This is a genomic window from Frankia sp. AgPm24, assembly GCF_023243055.1.
GTDB classification, from domain to species: domain Bacteria; phylum Actinomycetota; class Actinomycetes; order Frankiales; family Frankiaceae; genus Frankia; species Frankia umida.
Genome location: NZ_JALKFW010000003.1, coordinates 55020 through 78820 on the forward strand (window position 1 = coordinate 55020; position 23801 = coordinate 78820).

Annotated in this window: 21 protein-coding genes and 2 pseudogenes; 12 read left to right on the forward strand and 11 right to left on the reverse strand. The window is 70.7% G+C overall.

All coding sequences use genetic code 11. The annotated features are described in order from the left end of the window. Positions 1–31 precede the first annotated feature (31 nt). The 3 genes from MXD61_RS01825 (at position 32) to MXD61_RS01835 (ending at position 3024) form a co-directional block, all read left to right on the forward strand. Positions 32–1270, forward strand: a complete 1239-nt coding sequence (locus MXD61_RS01825; RefSeq protein WP_248811126.1) for an aminotransferase class I/II-fold pyridoxal phosphate-dependent enzyme — start codon at positions 32–34, stop codon at positions 1268–1270. After that, positions 1251–2468, forward strand: coding sequence for a cytochrome P450 (locus MXD61_RS01830; protein ID WP_248811127.1), 1218 nt, complete (start codon positions 1251–1253; stop codon positions 2466–2468). The genes MXD61_RS01825 and MXD61_RS01830 overlap by 20 nt, the downstream gene beginning before the upstream one ends. Before the next feature lie 103 nt (positions 2469–2571). After that, positions 2572–3024, forward strand: a complete 453-nt coding sequence (locus MXD61_RS01835; protein WP_248811128.1) for a dCMP deaminase — start codon at positions 2572–2574, stop codon at positions 3022–3024. 241 nt (positions 3025–3265) lie between these two features. On the opposite strand, the gene MXD61_RS01840 is transcribed toward MXD61_RS01835, so the two are convergent. Continuing rightward, on the reverse strand, positions 3266–4198 hold the full coding sequence (locus MXD61_RS01840) for a helix-turn-helix domain-containing protein (RefSeq protein ID WP_248811129.1): 933 nt from the start codon (positions 4196–4198) through the stop codon (positions 3266–3268). A 130-nt stretch (positions 4199–4328) separates the two neighbouring features. Here MXD61_RS01840 and MXD61_RS01845 point away from each other — a divergent pair, with 130 nt between their 5' ends. Then, entirely contained in the window at positions 4329–5945 is a 1617-nt protein-coding gene (locus MXD61_RS01845) for an MFS transporter (protein ID WP_248811130.1), read from the forward strand. Positions 5946–6098: 153 nt separating this feature from the next. Here the strand turns inward: MXD61_RS01845 and MXD61_RS01850 are convergent, their stop codons facing one another. The 4 genes from MXD61_RS01850 to MXD61_RS01865 form a co-directional block, all read right to left on the reverse strand. Next, positions 6099–7034: a methyltransferase domain-containing protein gene (locus MXD61_RS01850; protein WP_248811131.1), complete on the reverse strand. Its 936-nt coding sequence runs from the start codon at positions 7032–7034 to the stop codon at positions 6099–6101. A 130-nt stretch (positions 7035–7164) separates the two neighbouring features. Continuing rightward, positions 7165–7698, reverse strand: coding sequence for a TetR-like C-terminal domain-containing protein (locus MXD61_RS01855; protein WP_248811132.1), 534 nt, complete (start codon positions 7696–7698; stop codon positions 7165–7167). A 112-nt stretch (positions 7699–7810) separates the two neighbouring features. Further along, positions 7811–8686, reverse strand: coding sequence for an alpha/beta hydrolase fold domain-containing protein (locus tag MXD61_RS01860; RefSeq protein ID WP_248811133.1), 876 nt, complete (start codon positions 8684–8686; stop codon positions 7811–7813). A gap of 783 nt (positions 8687–9469) precedes the next feature. Further along, complete coding sequence (locus tag MXD61_RS01865) at positions 9470–9652, reverse strand: alpha/beta hydrolase domain-containing protein (protein WP_248811134.1); 183 nt, start codon at positions 9650–9652, stop codon at positions 9470–9472. A gap of 568 nt (positions 9653–10220) precedes the next feature. Between MXD61_RS01865 and MXD61_RS01870 the strand changes: the two genes are divergently transcribed. From MXD61_RS01870 to vanX, 3 genes are read left to right on the forward strand one after another with little or no spacing between them, the layout of a single operon-like run. Then, positions 10221–11180 carry an NAD(P)-dependent oxidoreductase gene (locus tag MXD61_RS01870; RefSeq protein ID WP_248811135.1) on the forward strand — a complete coding sequence of 320 codons (960 nt, stop codon included), beginning with the start codon at positions 10221–10223 and terminating at the stop codon, positions 11178–11180. Between the two features lies 1 nt (position 11181). Next, entirely contained in the window at positions 11182–12225 is a 1044-nt protein-coding gene (gene vanA / locus MXD61_RS01875; RefSeq protein ID WP_248811136.1) for a D-alanine--(R)-lactate ligase, read from the forward strand. Continuing rightward, positions 12218–12826, forward strand: coding sequence for a D-Ala-D-Ala dipeptidase VanX (gene vanX / locus MXD61_RS01880; RefSeq protein WP_248811137.1), 609 nt, complete (start codon positions 12218–12220; stop codon positions 12824–12826). Before vanA ends, vanX begins: the two co-directional genes overlap by 8 nt. Positions 12827–12900: 74 nt before the next feature. Here the strand turns inward: vanX and MXD61_RS01885 are convergent, their stop codons facing one another. Both MXD61_RS01885 and MXD61_RS01890 read right to left on the reverse strand, forming a co-directional pair. After that, positions 12901–14040, reverse strand: coding sequence for a HAMP domain-containing sensor histidine kinase (locus MXD61_RS01885; protein ID WP_248811138.1), 1140 nt, complete (start codon positions 14038–14040; stop codon positions 12901–12903). Further along, entirely contained in the window at positions 14033–14728 is a 696-nt protein-coding gene (locus tag MXD61_RS01890) for a response regulator transcription factor (RefSeq protein WP_248811139.1), read from the reverse strand. The genes MXD61_RS01885 and MXD61_RS01890 overlap by 8 nt, the downstream gene beginning before the upstream one ends. 179 nt (positions 14729–14907) lie before the next feature. On the opposite strand from MXD61_RS01890, the gene MXD61_RS01895 reads away from it, so the two are divergent. Then, positions 14908–15384, forward strand: a complete 477-nt coding sequence (locus MXD61_RS01895) for a MarR family winged helix-turn-helix transcriptional regulator (protein WP_248811140.1) — start codon at positions 14908–14910, stop codon at positions 15382–15384. A 48-nt stretch (positions 15385–15432) separates the two neighbouring features. On the opposite strand, the pseudogene MXD61_RS01900 reads toward MXD61_RS01895, so the two are convergent. The 4 genes and pseudogenes from MXD61_RS01900 to MXD61_RS01920 all read right to left on the reverse strand — a co-directional run bounded on the left by MXD61_RS01900 (position 15433) and on the right by MXD61_RS01920 (position 20619). Next, positions 15433–16388 (reverse strand): annotated as a pseudogene (locus MXD61_RS01900) (Fic family protein). 35 nt (positions 16389–16423) lie between these two features. Next, on the reverse strand, positions 16424–17674 hold the full coding sequence (locus tag MXD61_RS28295; protein ID WP_248811142.1) for a cytochrome P450: 1251 nt from the start codon (positions 17672–17674) through the stop codon (positions 16424–16426). Further along, the gene (locus tag MXD61_RS01915) at positions 17607–18839 is read right to left on the reverse strand and encodes a type III polyketide synthase (RefSeq protein WP_285223122.1); all 1233 of its coding nucleotides are present in this window, start codon (positions 18837–18839) and stop codon (positions 17607–17609) included. Before MXD61_RS01915 ends, MXD61_RS28295 begins: the two co-directional genes overlap by 68 nt. Positions 18840–19047: 208 nt before the next feature. After that, the gene (locus MXD61_RS01920; RefSeq protein WP_248811143.1) at positions 19048–20619 is read right to left on the reverse strand and encodes an aldehyde dehydrogenase family protein; all 1572 of its coding nucleotides are present in this window, start codon (positions 20617–20619) and stop codon (positions 19048–19050) included. Positions 20620–20987: 368 nt separating this feature from the next. On the opposite strand from MXD61_RS01920, the gene MXD61_RS01925 reads away from it, so the two are divergent. From MXD61_RS01925 to MXD61_RS01935, 4 genes and pseudogenes are all read left to right on the forward strand, one after another. Further along, positions 20988–21413, forward strand: coding sequence for a nitroreductase/quinone reductase family protein (locus tag MXD61_RS01925; RefSeq protein ID WP_163548404.1), 426 nt, complete (start codon positions 20988–20990; stop codon positions 21411–21413). A 100-nt stretch (positions 21414–21513) separates the two neighbouring features. Then, positions 21514–22539: an oxidoreductase gene (locus tag MXD61_RS01930; RefSeq protein ID WP_248811144.1), complete on the forward strand. Its 1026-nt coding sequence runs from the start codon at positions 21514–21516 to the stop codon at positions 22537–22539. A 511-nt stretch (positions 22540–23050) separates the two neighbouring features. Continuing rightward, positions 23051–23305: pseudogene (locus MXD61_RS28615) on the forward strand (SDR family oxidoreductase); the annotation flags it as partial. A 97-nt stretch (positions 23306–23402) separates the two neighbouring features. Further along, positions 23403–23801 carry a hypothetical protein gene (locus tag MXD61_RS01935; protein WP_248811145.1) on the forward strand — a complete coding sequence of 133 codons (399 nt, stop codon included), beginning with the start codon at positions 23403–23405 and terminating at the stop codon, positions 23799–23801.

Below are 23801 nucleotides of genomic sequence, written 5' to 3' on the forward strand. Positions count from 1 at the left end.
TGGGGGTGCCGCCGGCCCGCGACCGGGTTCGATGCCGCCACGGACGCCGCGCTACCGCCGCGGGACGCACTCGCTGCTCGCCCGCGAGACCGCCCCCGCCGCGGTCGGCCTGTGGCTCGCCGAACTGGACGCCGCCCCACCACCGTGCGTCGTCGACGCCGTCACCGACTACGTCACCGGCGGCCATCTCGGCTACGGCGACGCGTTCGACCTCGCCACCGACAGCCTGCGCCGCTGGCTCGCCGACCAGCACGACTGGCCCACCGAAGCCAGCCGGTTCACCTGGTACTCCGGTGCGGTCCACGCCGTCGCCGTCACCATCCTCGCCCTGACCGACCCCGGGGACGCGGTCGCCGTGCTCACCCCGTCCTACCCGCCGGTGCTGCGGGCGGTGGGCGAACTCGGGCGCCGGCTGGTGCCCTGGCCACTGCTGGACGAGGACGCCGGCCACCGCCACGACCTCGACGCGCTCGATGCTCTGCTCGCCCAGAACACCCCCCGGCTGCTGGTCCTCACCAGCCCGCACAACCCGACCGGGCGGGTGTTCACCGCCGCCGAGCAGCACGCCCTCGCCGCCCGCGTGGCCCGTCATCCGACGCTGTTCGTCCTGTCCGACGAGGTGTTCGCCGATCTGGTCCATCCCGGCCACCGACATCTCTGCTTCGCCCGTGCCGCCCGTGCCGCCGGTGGCGGCGAGCTGGACGCGCGGACGGTCACGGTCCTGTCGGCGTCCAAGGCGTTCAACCTCGCCGGTCTGCGCTGCGCCGCGGTCCACGCCGGTTCGGCGGAGCTCTCCGGCCGGCTCGCCGCCGTGCCCGCGGCGCTCACCGGCACCACGTCCGTCGTCGCCGCGATTGCCAGCGCCGCCGCCTGGGACGGCGGCCACGACTGGCTCGCCGCGACCCGCGCACACCTCACCGCGAACCGTGACCTGCTGTTCGACCACCTGGCCCGCTACGTCCCCGCCCTGACCGGACGTCCGCCGGAGGCCACCTACCTGGCCTGGCTGCGGGCCCACGGTCCGCTCGCCGACCCGGAGTTCCCGGGCGCGCAGGCCGGGGCCGACGTGCGGTCGAGACTGCTGGCCGCCGGTGTCGACCTCGCCGCCGGTGCGCCCTTCGGCGATCGGACGGGACGGCGGGTGCGCCTGTCCTTCGGCTGCCCGCCGGATGTCCTGACCGCGGCCCTCGACCGGCTCACGGTCACCTGCGCCGCCTGGGACGCGGCCCTCGCGCGCGGTGGGAGGTCTGATGCCGGTCCACCCGGTTGACCTGGCCGAGCCGGCCTGGCGCAGCGACCCGTTTCCCGGCTGGGCCCGGCTGCGCGCCGCCGGGCCGCTGCACCGTACCGTCGACGGGGCGTGGCTCGTCGTCGGCCACCGCGAGGTCGACCTGCTGCTGCGCACCGACCGGGTCGGCAAGGACCTGCGTCGCCTGCGCGGTTACGCCGACCTCCGCCCCTACGGCCGTGACGGCCTCGCCGAGCACTACATCGAACAGTGGATGGGCGTGCGTCTGCCCGAGGTCCATGCGGTGTGGCGGTCGCTGGTCGCCCCTGGCTTCACCCGGCGCTCGGTCGCCGGGTTACGCGAACGGCTCATCCAGACCGCGGACGACCTGCTCGCCGCCGCACCGGCGGCCATGCCGTCGACGGTCGGCGGATCCTTCGATCTGATGGCGAGCTTCGCGCGACCGTTTCCGGTCGTGGCGACCGCGCTCGCGCTGGGCCTGACCGACGTCGGCGTCGAACGTCTCGCGGGCTGGTCCCGGGCGATCACCGCCGTCCTGGAGCCGGACGCGGAGCCGGCCGCCCGCCGCGGCGCCGAGACGGCGCTGGCGGACCTTGCCGACTATCTGCGCGTTCAGCTCGACGACCGACGCCGACGGCCCACCGACGACGTCCTCGGCCGGCTCACCGCGGGCAACACCGGGCCGCACGCGCCGTTCGACGACGACCAACTGGTCGCGACAGTCCTGCTGCTGTTCCTGTCCGGCAACGACACCGTCGCCGGCCTGATCGGCAACGGCGTGCTGGCCCTGTCCGCCTTCCCCGACCAGCAGGATCTGCTGCGCGGCCGGCCGGAGCTGCTGCCGCTCGCGGTCGAGGAGATCCTGCGTTTCGACGGGCCGGCCTGCATCGCACTACGGGCCGTCTACCAGCCGATCACCATCGCCGGCCACGACCTGGCCGCCGGCGACACCCTGCTGCTCGCCCTCGCCGCGGCCAACCGCGACCCGGGCGCCTTCACCGACCCCGACCGGCTGCGCATCGACCGTCGCCCCAACCGTCACCTCGGCTTCGGTGCCGGCCCGCACGCCTGCGTCGGCACCGGCCTCGCCCGCACCGAGGCCACCCTCGCCCTCGCCGCCCTGCACCGGCACATTCCCCGGCCGAGGTGCGATCCGGCCACCGTCACCTGGTCCGACGAGCAGTACCAGCGCTACCCGCAGACCCTGATCCTCACCTGACCCGACAATCCGACCCGCGGTCGCTGCGGGAGGCCGACACCGGCTGGCAGACTGCCGCTGAGGTACCGCAGGCGCGCCACGTACCGGAAGGACAACTCATCCCATGCCCCAGCTCGACGACCAGCGGTGGATGACCCGGGCGATCGAACTCGCCCACCGCTGTCCACCCGCCACCGGTGCCTACTCGGTGGGGGCCGTCCTCGTCGGCGAGGACGGCGAGGAGATCTCCTGCGGCTTCTCCCGGGAGGTCGACGACGCGGTGCACGCGGAGGAGTCGGCTCTCGCCAAGATCGACCCGGACGACCCGCGGCTCGCCACGGCGACGATCTACAGCACCCTGGAACCGTGCTCCCAGCGCACCTCCCGGCCACGCAGCTGCACCCAGCTCATCCTGGCGGCGAAGATCCCCCGGGTGGTCATCGCCTGGCGTGAACCCGGTCTCTTCGTCGCCGACTGCCAGGGCTACGAGCTGCTCACCGCGGCCGGTGTCACCGTCGTCGAACTGCCCGAACTCGCCGAGCGGGCCCGCGCCATGAACGCCCACCTGTCGGTCTGAACTCCTTCGTTTCCAGGCGATGAACACGATCACCCTGTGCGGGCTGCCCACAGGGCGCTGATCACGTCGATTTCCTGGCCGCCCCGGTCGCGTAGGTGGTGCAGGCGGGCTCGTGGGTGTGGCAGAGTCACCTCACGGCGAGGTCACCTGGTTCGCGGGGCTTGGAGTACGCGTTTCTCGGGGCCTTCACCGCACCTTCTGCGGGGCCTCCAGCACACGTTCCGCCGAAGATCGTCAGACGTCACCGAGGTACAGGCGCGGACACCGCAGCCGTGGAACCCGCGGGAGCGGGGACAGGGATGGAACCGGTGGGGGAGGCGACGCAGTCGGCGGGGGCGGGGGCGTGCAGGCTGGCGAGCAGGGCGAGGCGCTCGGCGCTCGTCGAGCCGGGTTCGGGGGTCAGCAGGACCAGCCGCTGGCCGGGGTCGTCCTGCAGCCGCAGGATCTCCTCGGCGAGAGAGAGCTCGCCGACGAGCGGATGGCGGAACTCGCGCCGGCCAGGCCCACAGTCGCGCACTCCGTGGCGCGCCCAGGTGGACGCGAAGTCCGCGCTGTTGACGCACAGCTCGCCGATCAGCGAGGTGAGCGTCGCGTCGTCGGGATGCTGCCCGCTGGCCAGGCGCAGGTAGCTGACGACGTCCTCGACCTTGCGCCGCCAGTGGACGTACAGGTCACGGGTGTGCGCGTCGAGCAGGATCAGGCGGGCCATGTTCGGCCGGGTGGCGCACTGTGACGGCGCGGCGAAGTCCAGGTGTGAGGCGATCAGCGCATGCCCGAGCCGGTTCCAGGCGAGGACGTCGGTGCGTCGGCCGAGCACGAGCGCCGGGACGTCACGCATCGTGCCGATCAGCTGCAGGATGGCGGGTCGGACCCGTTCGGGGCGCGTCGAGCGTCGCGCGGCTCGGGCCGGCCGGGCGAGCGAGCGCATGTGCGCCTGCTCGTCGTCGCTGAGCAGCAGCACCCGGGCCAGGGAGTCCAGGACCGCGTCCGAGGCGTTGCGGCTCTGCCCCTGCTCGAGACGGGTGTAGTAGGTGACGCTGACCCCGGCGAGCTGCGCGAGCTCCTCACGCCGCAGCCCGGGCACCCGCCTGCGGTCACCCGGCCGGCTCAGCCCGGCATCGGCCGGGGTGAGACGAGCGCGGCGGGAACGAAGGAACTCGCCGAGTTCGGTCATGGCGGCTATTGTCCCCGACCAGCTGGCCGGATAATCCGTCCCAGGGTGACCCTGTCATTGCCACCCCTGGCAGGGGTGGCAATCGCAGGGTCGTGGCTGCCGTGCCGATTCGGCGGCAGTGTGCAGAGGCATGACCGAATCCTCCCTCGCCCCGCACACGGCGGGATCCGGATCGTCCGGACCTGACCCGGCAGCCGACGTGCCAGCGGCCGGGTCGCAGCCGCCGAGCGCCGAGTCGCGGATGACCCGTCGCCAGCAGCTCGCCCTGGTGCTGCTGCTCGGTAGCCAGTTCATGCTGGCGATCGACTTCTCGATTCTGAACGTGGCGCTGCCGTCGATCGGGAGCGGCGTCGGCCTCGGCGACGGTGACCTGCAGTGGATCGCGACCGCGTTCGCGTTGCCGTCCGCCGGGTTCACGTTGTTGTTCGCCCGGGTCGCGGACCTTTCCGGCCGTCGCCGGCTCTTCCTGATCGGCCTGGGCCTGCTCGTGGTCGCGTCCCTGCTCGGCGGGCTGGCGCAGTCCCCGGTGGAGCTGCTCGTCGCCCGCGTCGGGCAGGGGCTGGCCGCGGCGATCGCCGTCCCCGCGGCCCTGTCGCTGCTGGTCACGACCTTTCCGGACGGGCCGGTGCGCCGCCGCGCGCTGGGCCTCAACGGTGCCCTGCTGCCCGCCGGGTTCACCGTCGGCGCGCTGGTGGGTGGACTGCTCACCGGCTATCTGAGCTGGCGCTGGGCGTTTCTGGTGAACGTGCCCGTCGCGCTGGCCATTCTCGTGGCGACGCCGCGGGTCATTCCGCTCGACCGCGGCACGTCGGGACAGCGCCTGGACATTCCGGGTGCGCTCACGGTCACCGCGGGTCTCGTCGCCTTCGTTTACGGGGTGTCCCGCGGCGGCGAGGACGGCTGGTCGGATCCGTGGGTGTGGGTCGCGATCGGCCTCGGCCTCGTCCTGCTGGTCGCCTTCTGGCGGATCGAACGGTCCAGCCCGCATCCGCTGGTCTCGATGGACGTCCTGCGGATGCGCCATGTCGGTTGGGGTAATGCCGGCGGCTTCGGCGTGTTCGCGCTGGGCAGCTCGATCGTGTTCATCATGACGCTCTACCTGCAGCAGGTGCTCGGCTATTCGGCGGTCACCACCGGTCTCATCTTCGGGGTTCCCGGGGCCGCGGCGTTCACCGCGGGAATGATCTCGCCCCGGCTGCTCACGGTCATCCCGTCGAAGCCGCTGCTGGTGTTCGGTCTGGTCCTGCAGGGGCTGTGCGCGCTCGCGCTGGTGTTCGTCGGGCTGGACCGCGGTTCCCTGACGCTGCTTCTGGTTGCCTCGGTCGTCGGTTTCTTCGGGCACGCCTGTGGCATCGTCGGCTATCTGATCACCGCCACCTCCGGCCTGCGTGACGACCAGCAGGGCCTGGCCACGGGCCTGACGACGCTGACGCAGCAGGTCGCGCTGACCCTGGGCATCCCCGTCCTGTCGGCGGTCGCGAACGCCCGCACCAACACGCTGCGCGCCGACGGCGACCACTCGCCGGCCGATGCCGTTCTCGGCGGTCTGCACCTGGCGCTCGGCGTGAACGCCGCCGTCACCGCCGTCGTGGTCGTCCTGGTCACCGTCTTCCTCGTGCGCCCCGGTCGTCCCCGGCGCACGGACCGCGCAGACCTGGCGGATCCGGGGGACCTGGCGCAGGACCGCGTGGCAGCGTCGTCCCAGGGCGCCGCCCTGCCGGCAGCCGCCGGATCGGCCCCGGCGTAGGCGGATCAGCCGCCGGCGGTGGTCGACGACCGTGGGCTGCCGCCGTCCACCGCACCGGCACCACCGGTGATCAGGACGAAAGCGGCCAGGGCGGCCACGACGAAACCGGCGACCGCCACCGCCCACCCGGCCGCACGCCCCCTGTGTGCCGTGCTATCCGATCCGGCGGTGGATGTGGTGAACGAGACGGGCGATGCCGCGGTAGGGGTCCTGGGCGCCGGCCACCCACTCGGCGTCGACGACGGCGTCCACGTCCGGCCCGGGCGGAACATCACCGAGATGGTCGGTGAAGGTCCTGATGCCGTACCAGGCGAGTGACCGTGTCCCGGCGGCGGTGAGGATCCCGGCGACGTTCGCAGGATCGTCGCCGGGTGGTACTCGCATCGCCGGCTGCCGATCCGGTCCGGCAGCACCGGCAGCACCGGCACCGGTGGCGGCCCGGGCGGTCACGGCGGGCCAGGGGTCACCGAGCAGCGCGGTGGTGTCCTGCCAGCGACCCTGCAGTCCCGCCCGCAGGGCGAGCGCCGGGCCGTTCTTACCGACCACGGAGACGATTCCCCCGGGCCGGGTGAGTTCGACCAGGACGTTCAACAGGGGCGCCGGCTCGGGGACGAACATGATGACGCCATGGCAGAAGGTGGCATCCCAGCCGGTCCCCACCAGGTGGACGGCGTCGCGTCCGTCTCCTTCGACCAGTTCGACGCGTCGGCGGACCGACTCGGGGGCGTTGGCCAGCCCACGTCGCGCCGCGGCCAGCATGTGCGGGTCGGGCTCGCAGACAGTCACGTGGTATCCCCGCCGGGCGAACTCCAACGCCTGCACGCCGTTCCCACCGCCGATGTCCAGCAGCCGCGCGGGCGCGGGCGGCAGGTGCTCGACCAGTGCACGGGTGACCAGCCGCTGGCGGACGATCCCCCGCAGGGTCGCCGTGTGCGCCACGTAGTCGGCGGTGTCCGTGTAGTCCGCCGCACCGGGGCCGTCGACGACGGCAAGCACCCGGGCCTCGCCGTCGGATGCCGACGGACGGCTCGGTGGAACGCTGTGCTCGAGAACGGGCGTGCTGAGGTTGCTGGCCGAGGACGGCTGCATCAGGTGGTGCTCCTTCCGGTCCCTGAAGACATGTCCTGTTCAGCGGTGCCGCGAACCTCTTTCGAGCCGTCCCCGGCATGCTTCAGGTCACGCGTCGGGCCCCGTCACTGCGACGGCTGTGAGCGTCCGGTCAGGGCGTCGGCCGTGGTGGCTCCCCGGCGAGTACCCGCGCCAGGTATGCGCTGAAGAGGTCGCCGAGCCGGCGGGCAGGCTCGGCATCGTCGGTGTCATCGGTGTTGGCATCGTCCGCGTCGGCGGCGCCGGTGGCTGCCGCCGACCGCAGGGATCCGTTGCGGCTGAGCGTGACGAGGCCGTGCACGAGCGCCCAGCTGATGAGGGCAAGGGCGGGGACGTCCCGCGGTGCCGGCTCCGTCGGCGTGAGGTGGCGGACGGCGGAGCCCAGGATGCCGAGCGCGCTTGCCCGCGCCGTCTGCAGGACGGGATCCTCGGGACGCAGCTCGCTGGGCCGGAACATCAGGTCGAACAGTGCGGGGTTGGCGAGGCCGAAGTCGATGTAGGAGCGTCCGAGCCCGGCCAGGTGTTCCTCGGGGCTGGAGCCGTGGATCTGGCGAAGCTGCCCGGTCAGAGTGTTGAAGCAGTCGGCCGCGCAGACCCTGCCGGACGGGTCGTCCCACGAGAACCGCGGCGTGCATGTCGTCGGCATGCGCTGGGGAAAGATCGTCGAGATCGATGCCAACGAGGACTCCCAGGTCGTCGCCGAATCGATGAAAATCCTCGCCGCCATGGCCAGGACGAAGGACTGGCCCCACCCGTCCTCAGCTGAACCTGGATGCGACGAGTCGTGCGATGTCTCGTCGGGCCCGGCGGCCTTCCGCGATCAGTGGCAGGAGGGGATAGGCGTGTTGCATGCCGTCCGCTTCATGGAGCGTGATGGGCTGGCCTACCTCGTCGCACCGGTGGGCAAGCCGGTGCGCGTCGGTGTTGAGGATGTCGGAGGTGCCGGTGAACACGTCGATCGGGGCGAGACCGCGCAGGTCTGCGAGCAGGGGACTGACCCGGGCGTCGTGCGGGTCGAGCGGGCCGGCGTAGAGCCGACCGGCCTCGACCAGACCGTCGACTGCGAGCATGCGGTCCTGGGCGTCGATCTCGCGCTGGCGTGGTTCGGAGACGGTGATGTCGAGCCACGGGGAGATCAGCACGATGCGGGCCGGTTGCGGGTCGCCGCGATCGCGTAGCTGTTGTGCGGCGGCGAGGGCCAGGCCGCCGCCGGCGCTGTCACCCATGAGGGTCACCGGCCCGTGGCCGGAGCGCACGAGGGTGGCGAGCAGATCCGTCATCGCGGGGACGGTGCGCTCGGCCGTCACCTGCGGGGCGAGGGGGTAGATCGGCACCTCCACCTGGGCCGGTGCCGCCAGCGCCAGGCGTCGGACGAAGGCCCAGTGGAACGGGCCGATCTCGTGGATGTAGGCGCCGCCGTGCAGGTACAGCACGCGGTGCTCCACGCGGTGTACCGGGGGCGCGACGGTGTAGACGGGAGTACCGGCGACCTGGCGAACGCCCAGGCGGGTGCCCTGCGACAGGGTGCGCGGCGGCGCGTAGGACGTGGGGCGCAGCGCGAGCTGCTCGACGTGGGCGCGGGTGCGCTCGGGAGTACTGAAGGATCGCTTGGCACCGGTCAGGCGGATGCCCACGTTGACAGCAGAATTGAGGACGCAGGAGCGAACGTTGATGACGACCTCGCTTCGAGCCGGGCCGGGCCGGGCCGGGCGATTCAGGTGTGCGATGTTTCCAGCTGGCGGTGCAGGAGCACCGGGGGTCCGGGCTTGCACGGAACAGGACGCCGACGGTCATGCCCCGGACAGCGGCCGCGTAGCGGGTCGTCGAACACCGACCAGTAGCTTACGCTACGTAAATCACATGTTTTGGCCTTGTAACGACGCTTGTCAAGGATGACTGCACGAAGGTGGGCCGGGACAGGTCGACGCCGCTTCCCACCTGCGAGGCAACCCACGAGCTGTAACGTGATCGCACGAGGGAGCGCCGCGGACGACGGGAAACACGACGTGAACCTGGCCGCAGCAGATCACTGGCCCCCGACAACGCCGGAGCACTACAACGGCTTCTTCAGCTCACCACCCAGCCGATCCCCGCGAACGACCTCCAGTACCTCGCCCAGCACGGAGCCGAGGTCCAGCAGGCACTCCACGACAACCCCGGGCAATGGGAACGCTGGTGGTGGATCTGCTTCGCCACCCAACTGGCTTTCCTGCCCTGTGTCTTCGTCCTGACCGGCCGGTGGAACCCCCGCCGGGCCCGTCACGACGAAAGCGAGCACGAGCGCCTCGCGCAGCGCGAGCTCGCCATGCTCCAGCGGTCGGTCTGACGCGAAACGCCTGGTTTCCGATCGGACCGCCGCGCCGCCGATGTTGTCCGCGTCCGGCCGGCGGAGTCGGAGCCCCCGGCGGCGTGCGGGATCAGGAGTGGATCAGATCCGGCTGGGCATAGGCCAGCAGGGCGGCCTCGTCCTCCGCCAGGGCGTAACCGGCGACGGTCGTCGCGGCGGCGTCGGCGGCGTAGCGCGCCCGGTAGACCGAGCGGGACGGATGGAGCGCTGCCAGCCGCTCGGGGGTGAACTGCTTGGTCGAACCAAAGAACACGCAGGTCAACCGCCAGCGCGGTACCCGACATTGTTGCCGCGAGCGCGAGCGCGAGCGCGCCGAGCAGGGGAGTGGTTCGTTGCCACCAACGTCGGCCCGGGACCAGGGTGCCGTCGCCCGTCCGTCGCCCGTCCGTCGCCCGTGCGTCGGCCGTGCGTCGGACTGTGGAATCTCGCATTAACCGGTCACCACCATCTGGTCGATTCCTGAGCGTCGCTGGATGTTCTCGTCCGGAGACGCCGCATGGGCCGGGGGCGGGGGCACGTGCTGGCTAGACAACCCCGATCGCCCACTACCTCGTCCTGACCCCGAAAGAGGTAGGCAGAACCGGCGCGCTCCGGGGGCCCGACGCAGGCACCGGCCACCTGACCAGCTACGTCGTGATCGTGGTGAGCCCGCTCGTCGCCGGTCCGCACCATATCGTCGGCATATCGAAACCCGCATACGTGCCGGTAACGCCAGGCCCCCTTGACTGGCGGACATGAGCCACCGCGCACCAGTACCAACAGAACCGGCCCGAACGGCGGCCCCCCGCACCCGATCGGCGGCGTCCACACCCGCCACGCCCGTGCCGACACCTGGAATCACGGTTTATGGCTGCGACCGGGACGAGGCCGTGCTGTTCCGAGAACTGGCGGCCTGCTTCGGCGTGGCCGCGACCATCACCGAGGTGGCGGTGTCCGAAGCCACCGTCGACCTGGCCGTCGGGAACCGGTGCATCAGCGTCGGACACCGGACGCGGATCGCGCATCCCACTCTGCTCGCCCTGGCCCGGTCCGGCGTGGAGTACATCTCCACGAGAAGCATCGGATGCAATCACATCGATGTGGAATATGCCGAGAGTGTCGGCATCACGGTCGGCAACGTCGCCTACTCGCCTGACAGCGTGGCCGACTACACGCTGATGTTGGTGCTGATGGCGGTGCGCGATGCGAGGTCGATGGTCCGTCGCGCGGACGCTCAGGACTACCGGCTCGGTGAGACACGTGGACGGGAACTACGCGATCTGACCGTGGGGGTGCTGGGAACAGGACACATCGGCACGGCAGTCGTCGCCAGGCTGCGGGGCTTCGGTTGCCGAACGGTGACGCATGACAGCAGCCCGGCGACCGACACCGACCATGTTCCCCTCGACGCCCTGCTGGAGCTGAGCGACGTTGTCACGCTCCATACTCCGTTGAACGCGGACACGTACCACATCCTCAACCGTGAACGTCTGGCGCGGATGAAACCCGGCGCGTTCGTCGTCAACACCGGGCGCGGTTCACTTCTTGACACCCGCGCGCTTGTTCTGGAGCTGGAGAGCGGCCGGCTGGGTGGCGCCGCACTGGACGTCCTCGAAGGCGAGGAGGGCATCTTCTATACCGATCACGGCAGCGGGCCGATCGACAACGACCTGCTGGTGCGGCTGCAGCGGCTGCCGAACGTGCTGATCAGCCCGCACACCGCCTACTACACGGAACACGCGCTGCGTGACGCCGTTCGCAACAGCCTGCTCAACTGTCTGAACTTCGCGCGGGGAAAGTGACATGAGCAGACTGAAGATGGGAATCGTGTTCGGTGGTTCCACCGAAGAGCATCCGGTCTCGGTCCGGTCCGCGCAGGAGATCGCCCGGCACCTCGATCCCGAAAAGTACGAACCGTTCTGGATCGGCATCACCCGCGACGGTGCCTGGCTGTTGTGCGACGGCCCGGCCGCGGGTTGGGACGGCGACGGCAGCCGTCCGGCCGTCCTGGCGCCGGACAGCGGCATCCACGGACTGCTCGTCCTCGAGCAGGGACGCTACGATGCGGTCGCTCTGGACCTCGTGCTGCCCGTTGTGCACGGCCGGCTCGGCGAGGACGGCGCGTTGCAGGGTCTGCTGGAGCTTGCCGGTATCCCCTACGTCGGCTGCGATGTGCAGAGCTCCGCGCTGTGCATGGACAAGTCCCTCACCTATCTCGTCGCCCGCGGTGCGGGCATCGCCACGCCGAACTTCTGGCAGGTCGCGGCGAACACGGATCCCCATCCCGACCTGTTCACCTACCCGGTCTTCGTGAAGCCGGCCCGTTCGGGGTCGTCCTTCGGCGTCAGCAGGGTGACTCGGCCGGAAGAACTACTGCCGGCGGTGGCGACCGCGCGACAGTACGACGCGAAGGTGCTGGTTGAGGAGGCCGTCGTCGGCAGTGAGGTCGGCTGCGCCGTCCTGGGGAACGGCCCGGAGCTGGTCACCGGCGAGGTGGATCGAATCTCACTGCGTCACGGCTTCTTCCGGATCCATCAGGAGAGCGAGCCCGAGCGCGGCTCGGGGAACTCGACGCCGGTCGTGCCCGCTGACATTCCGGCGGAGTCGAGTCGGCTTGTCCGGGAAACAGCAAAAGCCATCTACGGCGCGTTGGGATGCCGTGGGCTGGCGCGGGTGGACATGTTTCTCCGGGCGGACGCGACAGTGGTGCTCAACGAGGTCAACACCCTGCCCGGCCTGACCTCGTACAGCCGCTATCCGCGCATGATGGCGGCCGCCGGACTGCCGCTGGCCGAGGTGATCGACCGAGTTGTGTCGTTGGCACGTGCCGGGAGGCCCCATGCATGAGAATCTCGTTTTTGTGGACGAGTTCGTGCCCGGAATACGCTGGGATGCGAAGTACGCCACCTGGGACAACTTCACCGGCAAACCCGTGGACGGATACGTGGCGAACAGGATTGTCGGCACGAGGGCGCTGTGTGCGGCCCTGGCGGAAGCACAGAAGGAAGCCGCCTCGCTGGGCTTCGGCCTGCTGCTCTGGGACGGGTACCGCCCGCAGCGCGCCGTGGACTGTTTTCTGCGCTGGTCGGAACAGGCGGAGGACGGTCGGACGAAGCTGCGGCACTACCCGAACATCGAACGACCCGAGATCCTCGCACGGGGATATGTGGCTGCCCGGTCGGGTCACAGCCGGGGCAGCACCGTCGACTTGACGCTCTACCAGCTGGCCACCGGTGAACGTGTCCCCATGGGCGGTGGCCATGACCTGATGGACCGGATCTCGCACCACGACGCCGAAGGAATCACACCGGTCGAGATGCGAAGCCGACAGCACCTCCGCGCCATCATGGAGCACTGCGGTTTTCGCCGGTACGACCGCGAGTGGTGGCACTACACGCTGAACGACGAGCCCTTTCCGGACACGTACTTCGATGTCCCCATCAGGTGACGGCGCCCGGCCGAGGGCGGGGGGAGGGAGACCGGAAGCCAACCTCGGCGGTCGCGGCAGCGGTGACGGCGGCCTCACCTGGCCGTGTGCGAGGGCGCGAGGGGAAGGTGCACGGTGACACGGAGCCCCCCGTCGGCTCGGGGGGTGAGGGTGAGGGTCCCGTCGTGGGCCTGGACGATGCTCCTGACGATTGCCAGGCCGAGGCCGACACCCGCGTGGTCGGCGTGGGTGCGTCCAGTACCGCGCTGAAAGGGCTCGACAAGGGTGGCGGTCAGCTGCGGGGTGAGCTTCTCACCGGTGTTCTCGACGGTGAGCCCGACCGTCGTCGGGTGCACGCTGGTCGTGACCCACACGGTGCCCTGTTCGGGCAGGTTGTGCACGATCGCGTTGTGCACCAGGTTCGTGGCTGTCTGCAGCAGGAGCGCATGCGAGCCGACGGTGGCGGCCACGTCGCCGGCGGTCTCGATCGTGACGCCGTGTTGTTCGGCGAACGGCAGCAGCGTCTCCGCCGCTTCTTCCGCGGCCAGGGACAGGTCGACGTGTTCGCGGGTGAAGGTTCGCGCCTTGGCGCGGCTGAGCAGCAGCAGCGCTTCGGTGAGGTCGATTGCCCGGGTGTTGACCAGACGGAGACGGTCGACCAGCTCGCCGGTGTCGCGGTGCGGATCGTTGCGGGCCACGTCGAGCAGGGTCTGCGTGATCGCCAGCGGGGTGCGCAGTTCGTGGGAGGCATTGGCGGCGAATCGCTGCTGTTCGGCGTCGTGTGCCTCGAGCCGCGCGAGCATGGCGTCGAAGGCGTCGGCGAGTTCGCGGAACTCGTCCCGGCGGCCTTCCAGCCGGATTCGGTGGGACAGCGATCCGTTCGCGGTCAGCCGGGTCGCGTTGGTGATGCGCCGCAGGGGCGCGAGCATGCTGCCCGCGAGGACCCAGCCGCCCAGCAGGCTGAACATCAGCAGGAACGTCAGCATGGCGGCTGCCTTGGGCACGAAGGCCTGCTGCAGGTCGGAGCGATCGGGTACGAACGGCCGGTCGGGCACGAACATCAGCGGGCCGCGCCGCATCCCCGGCTCGGGCGGTGCGGTGTAGATCGTTTCGGGCACGTAGCGCAGCAGGAACACCCACACGACCGCGAGCAGCAGAACACCCGCAAGCATGAGAAAACCGGCATAGCTGAGGGTGAGTCTGAGGCGAACACTCGTACCGGGCGCCCTATCCACGGTGTTCGCCCGTTCGTCCGGTGCCGGGGGCCGTGTCGATGCGGTATCCGACGCCGGGCACGGTGGCGATGATCCAGGGTTCACCGAGGCGTTTACGCAGGGCCGAGACCGTGATGCGCACGGCGTTGGTGAACGGGTCGGTGTTCTCGTCCCAGGCCCGTTCCAACAGGTTTTCGGTGCTGATGACACCGCCTTCGGCGGCGACGAGAACCTCGAGCACGGCGAACTGCTTCCTGGTCAGCGCGACATAGCGGCCGTCGCGGTGGACCTCGCGGCGAAACGGGTCCAGCCGCAGGCCCGCGATCTCCCGCACGGGCGGCCTGCGGTGCGCGCGCCTGCGGTCGAGCGCTCTGAGCCGAAGCACGAGTTCCCGCAGCTCGAACGGCTTGGTGAGGTAGTCGTCGGCGCCGATCTCGAACCCGGTGACCTTGTCGTCCAGCCGGTCGGCGGCGGTGAGCATCAGGATCGGCAGACCGCTGCCGGACGCGACGATGCTTTCGGCGATTCTGTCGCCGGACGGTCCGGGAACATCACGGTCGAGGACGGCGATGTCATAGGTGTTGACGTCCAACAGCTCCAGCGCGGCGTCACCGTCACCGGCGATGTCGGCCGCGATCGCTGCCAGACGCAGCCCGTCGCGGACTGCCTCGGCCAGATAGGGTTCGTCCTCGACGATCAGTACACGCACGCGCCCGATGCTACGAGCCGGCACATATCGCCGGCATACCGAAACCGGGTGCGTGTCGCGCCGCACTGCCGGCCGAAGCTTGGTGCTCGATTGATTAGTGCACACATGAATCGTACGCGATCGCTTCGTTGGCTCGCCAGGTATTCTGGCCATGACACACGCCACGGAGGGAGCGGCCCGTGCTCGAGGACGGTGCGACTGTCGACGAGGACCTCGGAGAGGACCCCCTCGCGCTGGAACGGCAGGTGTGTTTCGCCCTGTCGGTCGCCTCCCGGCTGGTGATCGGGGTGTACCGGCCGCTGTTGGAACCCCTCGGGCTGACCCACCCCCAGTACCTGGTGATGCTGGCGCTCTGGGAACGTTCGCCGCGCTCGGTGAAGGATCTCGGCGCCGCCCTGCTGCTGGACTCGGCCACGCTCTCCCCGCTGCTCAAGCGGCTGGAGTCGGCGGGCTACGTGTCCCGGCGCCGGGCCGCGACCGACGAGCGGCTGCTGACGCTCGAACTCACCCCGGCCGGCAGCGCGTTGCGCCAGGAGGCGCTGAGGATTCCCCACGCCGTCGTCGATCGGCTGGGTGTCGAGGTCGCCGATCTGCAGGAGCTGCACGGCGCACTCACCCGGATCATCGAGGCCGCCCGCCAGGCGCCCGCACGCTGACCTCCGCGGGGGCATCGGATCATCCTTGGAGGTGCGCGGTGGTTCTCGTCAGGTGGCGTAGGGATGTCTCAGGGTCATGGGGGTGTGGGCGAGGTCGAGGGCAGCCTGGGGGAAGCGTGGGCCCGCGGTGTAGTAGCGGGCTCGGGTGCGACCGGCCGGCGCCAGGATCTGGGCGGTGGTGAGATCGCGGAGATCGCGTTGGGCCTGTTGCAGGCTCAGGCCCTCCGCGTGTTCGTAGCGTGAGCGGCGTACCCGTCCGGCCATGGCCACGTCGTGCAGGGCGGTGACCACCCGCTCGTCCAGACGGGTGCTGTCGGCGAACGAGGTGAGTGCGCCCCATACCCGCCCGGAGCGGTCGAGCCGGCCCGCCACGGTCTGGGCCTGCTGGTGACAGGCGGTCAGGTTGAACCTGATCCAGCTGGAGACGTCCTGGTCGGGAAGGTAGGTCGGGCCCCGGTCCGCGAGTTCGCGGTAGTACTCCCGCAGGGAACGGGACATCCGACCGTTTCCGTCGGCCCAGGGGTGGATGGACACCAGGTGCAGATGCGCCATGGCCGCGCGCACGAGCGCGGGGGTGCCGTCGTCCATCAGCGCCGGAACGGTCTCGGCATCCGGCGCCGTATAGGCCGCGATGCTGGGGTCGCGGGCATCGGTGACGTATACCAAGCCGCGGCGCCACTGACCGGTCGGTCGGCGCACGGTGTGATGGTGGCCCTGCAGCATCCAGTGCAGTGGTTGAACAGGCCTTTGCCGTAGCGGAAATCCTCGGCGTCGTGGAGCGTCTGGAGGTAGGTCATCATCCGCTGACAGGCGAGGGTCTCCTCGCGGTTCTCGTCGGAGACCTCGACATCTCGCTCGCCGTCCATCAGGTCCTCGACGTCGATGGTCGCTACGCCCTCGATGGAGTTCGACGCGGCGACGGCGTCGGCGGTCAGGAACTTCCGGAGCCCCACGGTCCATGTCGCCGGCGCGGCCTGGATCTGATGGCGCAGCGTCTCACGCATGCCATCGATCTCGTGGCCTGCGGTTGATGAGGGTGTCACCAGGTGATGGGGAGGCGTTCGGGGTAGCGCCAGATGGAGCCGGTGTGCCAGGGGATCTCGTCCGCGGGGACGGCCAGGCGCAGCGTGGGGAAGCGGGCCAGCAGGGTGGCGAAGGCCAGGCGCAGGACGGCGCGGGCCAGGTTCGCGCCGAGGCAGTAGTGGATGCCGTGGCCGAAGGCGAAGTGGGTGGTGGGCGGGCGGTCGAGATCGAGGTCGCCCGGGTGGTCGAACACCGCGGGGTCGCGGTTGGCGGCCAGGTAGGAGACGTGCACGGCCTCACCGGCGCGGATCGTCACGCCACCGAGGTCCACGTCGGTGCGGGCGATCCGGGCGATGCCGACCCCCTGGCGGAACGGGATGTGGCGCAGGATCTCCTCGAGGGCCTGGTCGAGCAGTTCGGGGTGGGCGCGGACCCGGGCGAGCTCGGCGGGGTGGGTGAGCAGGGTGTAGAGGATGTTGCTGAGCTGGTAGGTGCTGGTGTCGTGGCCGTTCACGGTGAGCACGAGGGCCATCACGCCAAGCTCGGTGTCGTCGAGGGAGTCCATGCCGTTCGCGCCGTTCGCGCCGTTCGCGACCTCGCGGGCGGTGGCGAGGGTGCTGATCAGGTCGTCGCCGGGGTGGCAGCGGCGCTGGATGGCGAGCTCGCGGAAGTGGGTGCGCAGGGACGCCTTGGCCGCGCGGCTGGCCTCGGCGCCGACGCTGGTGGACATGAGGTCGAGGACCCAGCGGCGGATCTGTGGCCGGTCGTGCGGGGAGATCGCCATCAGCTCGCAGATCGTGTCCAGGGGCAGCCGGGCGGCGAACTGCCGGGTGAACTCCGCCGGGGGGCCGGCGGCGGCGAGCTCGTCGAGCAGACCGTCCACGATGGTCTGGATGCGGGGGGTCAGCCGGGCGATCTGCTCGGGCGCGAGGGCCTGGGCGGCCAGGCGGCGCAGTCGGGTGAGGTCGGGTGGGTCCATCAGATTGATCGCGTCGGGCTGGGCGATCGGTTCGGGGGTCATCCGCGGCAGGTCCCGACCGACGGTGGCGGCCCGGCTGAACCGCGGGTCGCTGACCACCCGGCGCACATCGTCGTACCGCGTCACCAGCCACGCCCAGTCCGTACCGTGCGCCATCGTGATCCGGGTGATCGGCCGCTCGTCGCGCAGTCGTTCCAGCAGCGGGTCGGGTTCGAGCGCGTCACCGTGGTCGAACGGGCAGTGCACCACGTCGGCCGGTGCCGGATCGGTCCGCGAGGTGACGGACACCGTCGTGGCGGACGGGGGGCCGGCCGGTGCTGTGGGGTTCGGCTTCACACGGGTTCTGGCGGGCATGCGCGCGTCCTTCCTCGGAACGGTCGTCCAGGGGGCGGTCGGGGCAGCTGGTCCAGGTACCGATACAGGTCTCGGCCGTGATGCCCGGGCCGAAACCGGCGATCATGCCGCGGGCGCCGGGGTCGAGCGCGTTGTCGTCGAACATCCGGCGCAGCGCGTCGAGGACGACGGCGCTTGCGATGTTGCCGTAGTCGGTGAGGGTCGCCCGGCTGTGCCGGAACGCGGAGGCCTCGACGTCCAGGATGGCGCCCAGATCGTCGAGGATGCGCGGGCCGCCGGCGTGGATGATGTAGAAGTCGAGGTCACCGGCCTCCCAGCCGTGACTGCGGGCCAGGGTGCGCAGCGCCGGGGCGAGCATCGCCATGGTGGTCGGGACCCGCCGGTCGAGCTGGAAGTGGAAGCCCGTCGATCGCACCGCGTAGGAGATCCAGTCCTCGGTGTCCGGCACCAGGTACGAGCCGTTGCGTTCCAGTTCGACGCCCCGCAGCCCCGGCTCGCCCCCACCGCGCACCACCGCGGCGGCCACCGCATCGCCGAACAGGCCGTTGGCCAGCAGGTTGCCGACCTCGACATCGTCCGGCTGGTAGCACAGCGAGCAGAACTCGCAGGCGACGATCAGCACGTTCGCGTCCGGGTAGGCGAGGCAGAAGTCGGCCGCCCGGTTGATCGCGGCCCCGCCGGCGGCACAGCCCAGCTGCGCGATCGGGATCTGCCGGGTGTCGGACCGGAACCCCAGATTGTTGATCATCCAGGCGGTCATCGACGGCATCAGGAACCCGGTGCAGGAGACGAAGATGATCGCGTCGATGTCGGCGGCGCCGACCCCGGCGGAGCGCAGCGCGCCCTGTACCACCGGTGGCACGCGGCGCCGTGCCTCGCGCGCGTAGAGGTTGTTGCGGGCCTCGAGTCCCGGATGGGTCAGCGTCTGCGCGATCGGCTGAACGAGATGGCGTTCCCGCACCCCCGTATGCGCGATCAGCTGTAACGCCAGGTCGAGCCGGGGGTGGTCGGCGTGCAGCCGGCGGGCCAGGTCCAGGGTCTGCGCCATGGTGATCACATGTTCGGGCACCGCGACGGACGGGCGGCAGAGAATCGGCATCAGGGCGCCTTTCTGGCAGCTGCGTCAACCCGGCACGTTCACCGCGCTCCCCGCGTCCGTGCCCCGAGCCGGATACCTACCCCTGCGTCGCTACACGTACTCGCATCGTCGCTTCATGTATCGAATGGCCTGCGGTCGGATCCCCGTGACGCACGAACGCCGGACCGTCCCCTGTCGATCTTTATGGGTGCGGATTCGGTGGTGCGGGTCAGGCGAAGTCGATGTGCTGGGCGAGGGGGAGGGCGCCCGAGTAGTTGATGGTGTTCGTGGCGCGGCGCATGTAGGCGCGCCAGGCGTCCGAGCCCGCCTCACGGCCGCCGCCGGTGGCCTTCTCGCCGCCGAACGCGCCGCCGATCTCCGCGCCGGACGTGCCGATGTTGACGTTCACGAGGCCGCAGTCCGATCCGTCCGAGGCCAGGAAACGTTCGGCCTCGCGCTGGTCGGTGGTGAAGATCGACGAGGACAGGCCCTGCGGGACGTCGTTGTGCAGCGCGATCGCCTCGTCCAGGGTGCGGTAGGTCAACAGGTAGAGGATGGGGGCGAAGGTCTCGGCGCGCACGATCGCGGTCTGCGCCGGCATGCGCACCAGCGCCGGCTCCACATAGAACGCGGACGTGCCGGTGGGGCGCCGGTCGCCGCCGGTGAGGATCGTGCCGCCGTCCGCGACGGCCTGCCGCAGGGCCCGGGCCATGCTCTGGTGGGCCTGGCCGTCGATCAGTGGGCCGACGAGTGTGCTCTCGGTGAACGGGTCGCCGATCGGCAGCCGGGCGTACGCGGCGCGCAGGCGGGCGGCGACCTCGTCCGCGATCGACTCGTGGACGATCAGTCGGCGCAGTGTGGTGCACCGCTGACCGGCGGTGCCCACGGCGGCGAAGACGACGGCGCGGGTCGTGAGGTCGAGATCCGCGGACGGCGTGACCACGGCCGCGTTGTTCCCGCCGAGTTCGAGGATGACCCGACCGAACCGGGCGGCGACCCGGGGGGCGATCCGCTCACCCATGGCCTGCGAGCCGGTGGCGCTCACCAGCGGCACCCGCGGACTGTCGACGAGCACCGCCGCGTCCGCCGCGCTGGCGATGACCAGGACGTTCAGGTTGGCCGGCGCGCCGACGTCGGCCGCCGCCCGGTCGAACAGAGCCGTGCACGCGGTGGCGGTGAGCACGGCGCGCGGTGACGGCTTCCACACCATCGTGTTCCCGCAGACGGTCGCCAGCGCCACGTTCCACGACCACACCGCCGCCGGAAAGTTGAACGCCGAGATCACGCCGACCACGCCGAGCGGGTGCCAGGTCTCCATCAGCCGGTGGCCCGGCCGCTCCGAGGGCATGGTGCGCCCGGTGAGCTGACGGGACAGCCCGACCGCCAGGTCGCAGATGTCGATCATCTCCTGGACCTCGCCGAGTGCCTCGGAACGAATCTTGCCGACCTCGATGCCGATCAGATCGGCCAGATCGGCGCGGTGTCGACCCACCAGTTCGCCGAACCGCTTCACCAGCGCGCCCCGGGCGGGCGCCGGCACCATCCGCCAGCGTCCGAACGCCTCGTGTGCCGCGTCGATCGCCGCGGCCACGTCGCGGGTGTCCGCGGCCGGGATGTCGAACAGATCCGCCCCGGTGATCGGCGTCCGGACGGTGATCGTGTCGCCGGTGTCGCCGGTGTCGCCGGTGTCGCCAGTGTGCCCTGCCGCGGTGACGCCGCAGCGGCGCAGGGCGGCCAGGGCGCGTTCCCGCAGCTCGTCGGTGCTCGGCAGCACAAGCGGGTCGACGACGACCGTGCTCATGGGCAGCGTCCCTTCGCGGCGGCGGCCGGGCTCGGAGTCACGGGCGCGGGACAGCGCCCGCAGCTGCGGGGCGGCCCGCGCACCAACCCGATCCTCGCCCGCGGACCTCGGTCCGGCATCCTGGCCGGCGCTTCGACGCGCTTCGTCCGATGGACCCCTCCGGCGGATCCGACCGGTAGGGCCGGCCCGGCGGTTTCACCCGTCATACCGGTCATACCCGTCCGTCCGACGGGTATGACCAGCAGGCTCGACCGAGGGACGGGGGCCCGCGTTCGGGGGACAGAAACGAGACAATCCGTACCCGCGCCGAGCGCCGGACGACAGGATCGGTTGAATATCCCGGTGGACGCGGGCAGGAGGTTCTAGGGATGGCGAGTGACCAGAAGTTCAGGCTGCTCAACCGTGCGCATGGTGTGCTCGTCCGGTTGACCGGGGGGCGCCTGGGCTGGCGGGCCGCCGGCATGCCGGTTCTTGAGGTGATCACCACCGGTCGGCGTTCCGGGCGTCCGCACACCCTGCGGCTGACCTCGCCGGTGCGGCAGGGATCCACGATCGTGCTGGTGGCCTCCCGGGGCGGCGACGACCGGGATCCCGACTGGTTCCTCAACATGTGCGCGCATCCGAAGGTCCAGGTGCGGGCCAGGGGCGAACAGTGGCGGTCGATGCTGGCTCGTCCGGCCACCCCGCAGGAACGCGGGCAGCTGTGGCCGCTGGTCGTCAGGAACCGCTGGTACCGCGGTTACGAGGCGAAGACCGAACGTGTCATCCCGCTCGTCCTGCTGGAGCCGGTCTGAGCTGAGCACGGCAGCCGGGCAGCATCGGGACGCGGGGGATTCGTCGGGGGACATCGGTCGGGTGAGACCAGTCGGGGGAGAACGGACGGGAGTCGATCGCATGTACCGTCGTGACCGGAAGACGCCTGGCTGGGGTCTCGCCGAGGTGCCGGACCTGCGCGGGCGGCGTGTCGTCGTCACCGGTGCCGACTCCGGGATCGGCTTCCAGATGTCCCGGATACTTGCCGGGCGGGGTGCCACCGTCATCCTGGCCTGCCGGGATCTCCTGCTGGCGCGACAGGCCGCCGACCGCATCCGCGCCGACGTCGCCGCGGCGGGACCGCGCCCGGCGGACGTCCGGGTGCAGCACCTGGATCTTGCGTCGCTGGCCTCGGTGCGCGCGGCGGCCGAGCGGATCCGGGTCGAACATCCGGCCCTCGACCTTCTGGTCAACAACGCCGGGGTGATGCGGCCGGTCGAGTCCACCACCGAGGACGGTTTCGACCGGACGCTGGGTGTCAACTACCTCGGGCACTTCGCCCTCACCGGTCTGCTGCTGGACCGCCTGCTTGCCAGCCCGAGCTCACGGGTCGTCGTCCTGAGCAGCCTTGCGCACCACGTCGGGCGGATCGACCCGGTCGGCCTCGCCGCCGGCTCCCCGCCGTTCGGCCCGGCCTCGGTGTCGGCGTCGACGGGGCGCAGGCAGTACCCGGCCTCGAAGCTTGCGATGCTGATGTTCGCCTTCGAACTGCAGCGGCGTCTGGCCGCTGTCGGTGCGCCCACCATCGCGGTGGCCACCCATCCGGGAGTGGCCCGGACCGGGCTGGCGCAGGAACTGCCAGCGGTCATGCGCGCCTTCATGACTGACCAGATGAGCCCGATGATGGGCTGGCTCATCCACAGTGCGCAGGCCGGAGCGCTGGCGCCGATCCGGGCGGCCGTGGACCCGGCCGCGTCCGGCGGCGAGTACTACGGCCCGGACGGCCTGTTCGGCACGACGGGGGCGCCGACGTTCGCCCGGGTGAGTCGGGCCGCCCGTAACCGCGCCGGCCAGCGCCTGTTGTGGGCCGAGTCCGAACGGGTCACCGGCATTCGTTATCTGCTCCGGCCCTCCGCGGTTCCACCTCTCACTGCCAACCTTATATGAGACAGAACACATTGTGGTGGAAGGGTTGAGCCGTTTCGCGGCCAACTGCTGGCTATGCGCATTCGCATCGCAAGGAAGGGTAGTCTCACCTTCCAACCATGCGGTATCGATATGTGTGCGGAGTGTATCGGTGTCGGCCCCCTGTTGGTCCGCCGTCGGCGCGGTGTCGGCGTGCTGTGTCTGGCGGGCGGGGTCGGGCGGCAGCTCGAGCCGCCGATCTTCTCGCTCGCGTGGTCCAGGTGGGGTGAAGGGGTTGCCAGCCGCCTTGCGCACTACTAAGGTAAACTTCACCTAAGTAGTGAGGGGCTCAGGTGGGAATCAGGTCGGCCGCAGGTGCATGTTCCGACCGCATCCCGCCACGTTCAGCGCCCTGATCGAGGAGCCGACCCTGTGCAGCTGGAGGAATCTTGTCGAGCGGGCATCGGTGCGTCCCGGGAATGACGCCGGTGTGGCGGCGAGCTCGGGAGACGAGTCGTGAAGGTGGTGCGGTTCGCCGGGTGGCTGCAGTGCCGTGATCCGCGCTCGCGGCCGGGGTGCAGGGTGGTCGTCTTTCCGCACGCCGGGGGGAGGGCGAACGCGTACAACGCGTTCGCACAGGGATTTCCGGACGATCACGAGGTCTGGATCGTTCGGTATCCCGGGCGGCTACCCGCTGTCGAAACGGGTGGCCGAGAAACTGGCCGCCCAGGCGGTGGAGCGTGGGCTGCCGGTCGCCGTCTACCGGCCGGGTCGGGTCGGCGGGGACAGCCGCACCGGCGTCGGCACGACCGACGACGTGCCGTGGAGCTACGTCCAGGCGGTCGTCCGGACAGGCGTGGTACCCGACGACGCATCGCCGCGGCCTCGACCGGGGCCTCATCCCTGTGGACTACGTTGCCGCCGCCCTGGTCGAACCTGCCCTCACCCAGCCGGCCACCGGCACCGTCCACCACCTGACGAACCCGCGCCCGACCCCGCTCGGGAACCTGCTCGACCGGTTGGTCGCGCTTGGCCACCCGTCCACCGTCGTGTCCGAACAGGCCTGGGGCGAGGCGCTGCGGGTGGCCGCGGCCACCGCCGAGAGCCCCACGATCGCCACCGTGCGGGCGTTGGAGGCCGCGGGTCCGCGGAGCGACGAGGCGTCCGGCCGATACCGCTTCGACGACCGCAACACCCGCACTGCGCTGGACCGGTCCGGGCTGCGCTGTCCGAGTGTCGACGACACCGTCGTCGACCGCTACCCGACAGCGGCCATGGACTCGGGCTTCCTGCCCGACCCCTGA